Origin of the sequence: Coprococcus sp. RTP21428st1_C9_RTP21428_210409 (assembly GCF_040227395.1) — a bacterium.
In the GTDB taxonomy this organism is placed as follows: domain Bacteria; phylum Bacillota; class Clostridia; order Lachnospirales; family Lachnospiraceae; genus Coprococcus; species Coprococcus aceti.
On the sequence record NZ_JBEHVV010000122.1, the window covers coordinates 1 to 3,845 of the forward strand.

Genomic DNA, 3,845 nt, shown 5'->3' on the forward strand with positions numbered 1-3,845 from the left:
ATTCTCAGGTTCAATGATCCACTGGTATGGATCGTTAGAAACTCGCTTGATCGTGGACATAACAGCAGTCATTCCCTCGGCGGCGTATTTTACAGCAGCCTGGCCAAGTGCAAATGACTCGTTGATATCTGTCCTTGAGGAAATATGCGCTGCACATCTCTGGAGGACATTGAGCTCGATGGAACGAACCTTTATATCCATTCTGTCCTTAACAAGACTCTCGAGAGCCTTGCCGGTTCCGCTGAGCTGGGCATGTCCGAACTTGTCTGCCACAGCAGAAGTTGCGCTGATGTAGTTGCCATCCTTATCATGTATACCCTCAGATACGGCCACGATGACACATCTTGAAGTCTTTAATACATTTTTGATGTCCTCTATAAACTGATCCTCATCGAAGTCTACCTCAGGAAGATATATGAGATGAGGAGCAGGACTGTAGTCATTTCTTGCCAGACAGGATGCAGCGGTGAGCCAGCCTGCATCACGGCCCATGATCTCCACGATGACAACACTTGGTATCTGGTAGATGTAAGTGTCGTGGGCAATCTCCAGCATGGTGGATGCAACATACTTGGCTGCAGAGCCAAATCCCGGAGTGTGGTCGGTATGGCACAGGTCATTGTCAATGGTCTTAGGGATGCCGACGATCTTCACATCCGATCCGATCTTCTTTGCATATTTGCTGAGTTTATCCACTGTATCCATAGAGTCGTTGCCGCCGATATAGTAGAATGCAGCAACCTGATATTCCTCAAATCTGTCAAATATTATCTCATAAGGTTTTGAGTCAACCTCAAAATCAGGAAGCTTGTATCTGCATGAGCCAAGGTACATTGCAGGGGAGAGCTCCAGAGTATTTACCAGAGGAAATTTTGAGAGAGCCATGAGGGACAGATCTATGAAATTATTGTCCAGCACTCCCTGGATCCCGTGAATTGCACCGTAAACTCTGGTGAATTTGTTGCTTTTCTTAACTCCGTCTATGACACCTGCCAGCGAAGCATTTATCGCTACGGTAGGACCTCCTGACTGAGCTACTATACAGTTATCTTTCATTTTGTAAATCTCCTTTGAAAGGTTTTATTTTATTCTGGACTGCGCAGGAGTATGGTTATCTTTTTGCGGCCATAAACCATAAGTGCGTCCTTGATTATATCTTTGTTGGCATCGGTTGTGTGTATCTCAACAGTGTCCAGAAGCTTTTCAACATATGAGCACCAGAGGTCATAGATGATCTTCTGGTTCTTCTCACTGACAGGCGGAAGTGCAGCCTTTGCCTTTTCCAGATCGCAGTCAGCATCTGTCATGTAAATGAATGAATCAGGTGTGAGTGCTTCCTCACCGTATGCTGCGACAAATATCTCTTCTGTCCTGACAAATCCACAGTCATACATCTCAACTATGAGATCGTGGATACATTCATCGATATTATCGAAATAGTGGTAGTAACGGAGCAGATGAGCCTGATTCTCGTCCTCGATGTCATCACGGTTTATCCAGTACCCCTTGCTCTGGCTCTGTTCCTCCCTGATAGCCTCTTCCTGCATGAGATCGAGATCTCTCAGTGCCTCCTCGCGCTTATCGGCAAGCTTTCTTCTGACATACACCACAGTCATGACTATGAGTGCAAGCAGAAATACTCCGAGCAATACGCCGAATAACATTTGTAAGCTGGTTTTATCCATTTGGTGAACACCTGCCTTTCATGTTTGGAAATAATTATAAATTCCCATAAGTATCTATATTCTAACACAGGTAAGATTGGTATTTCAAGAAGGCATATAATGTCAATTATAGTGGTTAAAGTTCACGTGAAAAATTCTTGCAAGAGATGTAAAGGTAAGGTATAATGTGCTCATAGCTGAGATGTATTAAGTCTCTTGTGATTTTGAACCTACATTTGAATAAACGGGATTCCTATATCATTGTTATTGAAGTCAAGCCTCGTTATATAAGTTCTAGTGGAAGGCAGATATACAATTGCGGTTGCCCACCTAGCGCTGCTAGGACTCAAAAGCAAGGGCGCATTTCAGTTTATTACACAAGATGAAGAAGCAGCATGTATATGCTGCTTTTTCTCTGTATGTGGATATATTTGCGGAGAAATGGAGACAGGGGAATGCGAATAGATCAGAGGAAGAAATGGTATCAGAAGATCAAATACAATAAGAATTTTAAGATAGTGAGTTTCATAACTATAATTCTGGTATGTGTTGTCGGATATATGATGATAACAGGTAAAAACAGAGTAGGCGAAGAGACTGATGATAACAACGATGGCAATTCAGTGGAGACCATAGTTATAGAAGCTCCGGATGATCCGGTGGGAGATCTGAAGCAATATGTTGAAGCCGACACGGACAGTACAGAGATCGCGGAGTATGACTACACAATTCAGGGAGCAGGAACTGTGGCTTCAAAGAAGAAAGAGGATAAAGGCAGCAGCTCGTCCGGCACCGACAGAACCAGCGGGGGCAGCGGCTATGGCGGATCGTCAGTCGTTATATCCGGTATGGAGAACAGTGTCAGAGTCATCCTGACAAATGGCGGAGATTATTATCAGAGCTATGTGGAATTTACCTGCAGTACAGGATTTAACGTGACGAGCGATGGCAAGAAGAAAACCTACAAGGCGGATGAATTTGTATCACTTGGCAGCGACAACAAGGCCTCATCCATCATAGTTGAGCCTGAGAGTTCGGATGGAATGATAACAGTATCGAGTCTCAGCAAATCAAGCGGCACCCCGAGGTATCACGGAGCCCTTGAGATAACAAAGGATTCGTCGGGATACATGATCATCAATCAGGTAGATATAGAACAGTATCTGTATGGGGTAGTGTCAAGTGAGGTTTCATCGAGCTACAGCCCGGAGGCGCTCAAGGCTATGGCAATCTGCGCCAGAGGATTTACATATAGAAAGCTTGGAAGTAACTACAGGGGATACAATGCAGACCTTGATGACACAACATCGTGCCAGGTCTACAATAACTTTCCTGAGACGGGAAATTCCATAGATGCAGTCCAGTCCACATCCGGAATTGTACCTACATATAACGGAGAGATCATAAACGCTGTATATTTCTCAACATCGTGCGGAACGACTACCACGAGTGACCAGGTGTGGGGCGGAAGCATGCCATATACCTGTACACGTATTCAGAATACGGCGTTGGACATCCCATATTTCAGCGATGAGGCGGCATTCAGGGATTTCATGGATGGCAAGACGGACACAGATGTGGTTGAGAGAAATCTTCCTATGTACAGGTGGACGGTTACATACACAGAAGATGAGATGAGAAATGCGGTTGAGACCGGCCTTTCAAGATGCTCGGATGTGTCTGCGACATCGGTTGGCAAGATCAAGTCAATAATGGTGACGGGAAGAGATGACAGTGGACTTGTGAAGGAAGTTACGATAACAGGCGACAAGGGAAGCGTGGTAGTCAGCGGCCAGAGCAATATCCGAGTTCTGTTCGCCACGGATGGCAAGGCTATAACAGAGCAGGATGGATCAGAGCTCACGGGCTGGACAGGCGTTCCAAGTAATTTCTACTATGTAAAGAAGGATAATGACACAGGACTCTACACACTTAAGGGCGGCGGATACGGACATGGAGTCGGAATGAGTCAGAATGGTGCAAATGAACTGGCAAAGCTGGGATATACTGCAGCGCAGATAATAAGCCATTATTACAACGGAGCAGTTCTCAGTTCGGTTGAAAAGTAACGGAGAGAATCACTAATTATGAAGTTAAAGAAGCGCATAGTGCTCATATACCATAAAGTCAGATTGTTTATGGCAGAGATGAATAAGGATCAGGTGGCGGCATTTGCGGCAC

Annotated in this window: 3 protein-coding genes; 1 reads left to right on the plus strand and 2 read right to left on the minus strand. The window is 45.0% G+C overall.

Annotated elements, in window-relative coordinates; genetic code table 11:
* On the minus strand, positions 1-1,056 hold a 1,056-nt coding region (locus ABUA34_RS13985), incomplete at its 3' end, for a 6-phosphofructokinase (RefSeq protein ID WP_349823514.1).
* A gap of 29 nt (positions 1,057-1,085) precedes the next feature.
* Positions 1,086-1,685, minus strand: coding sequence for a hypothetical protein (locus ABUA34_RS13990; protein ID WP_133300860.1), 600 nt, complete (start codon positions 1,683-1,685; stop codon positions 1,086-1,088).
* 434 nt (positions 1,686-2,119) lie between these two features.
* Here ABUA34_RS13990 and ABUA34_RS13995 point away from each other — a divergent pair, with 434 nt between their 5' ends.
* A complete protein-coding gene (locus ABUA34_RS13995; protein WP_156327917.1) occupies positions 2,120-3,733 on the plus strand; it encodes a SpoIID/LytB domain-containing protein in 1,614 nt (537 codons plus the stop codon).
* Positions 3,734-3,845 lie beyond the last annotated feature (112 nt).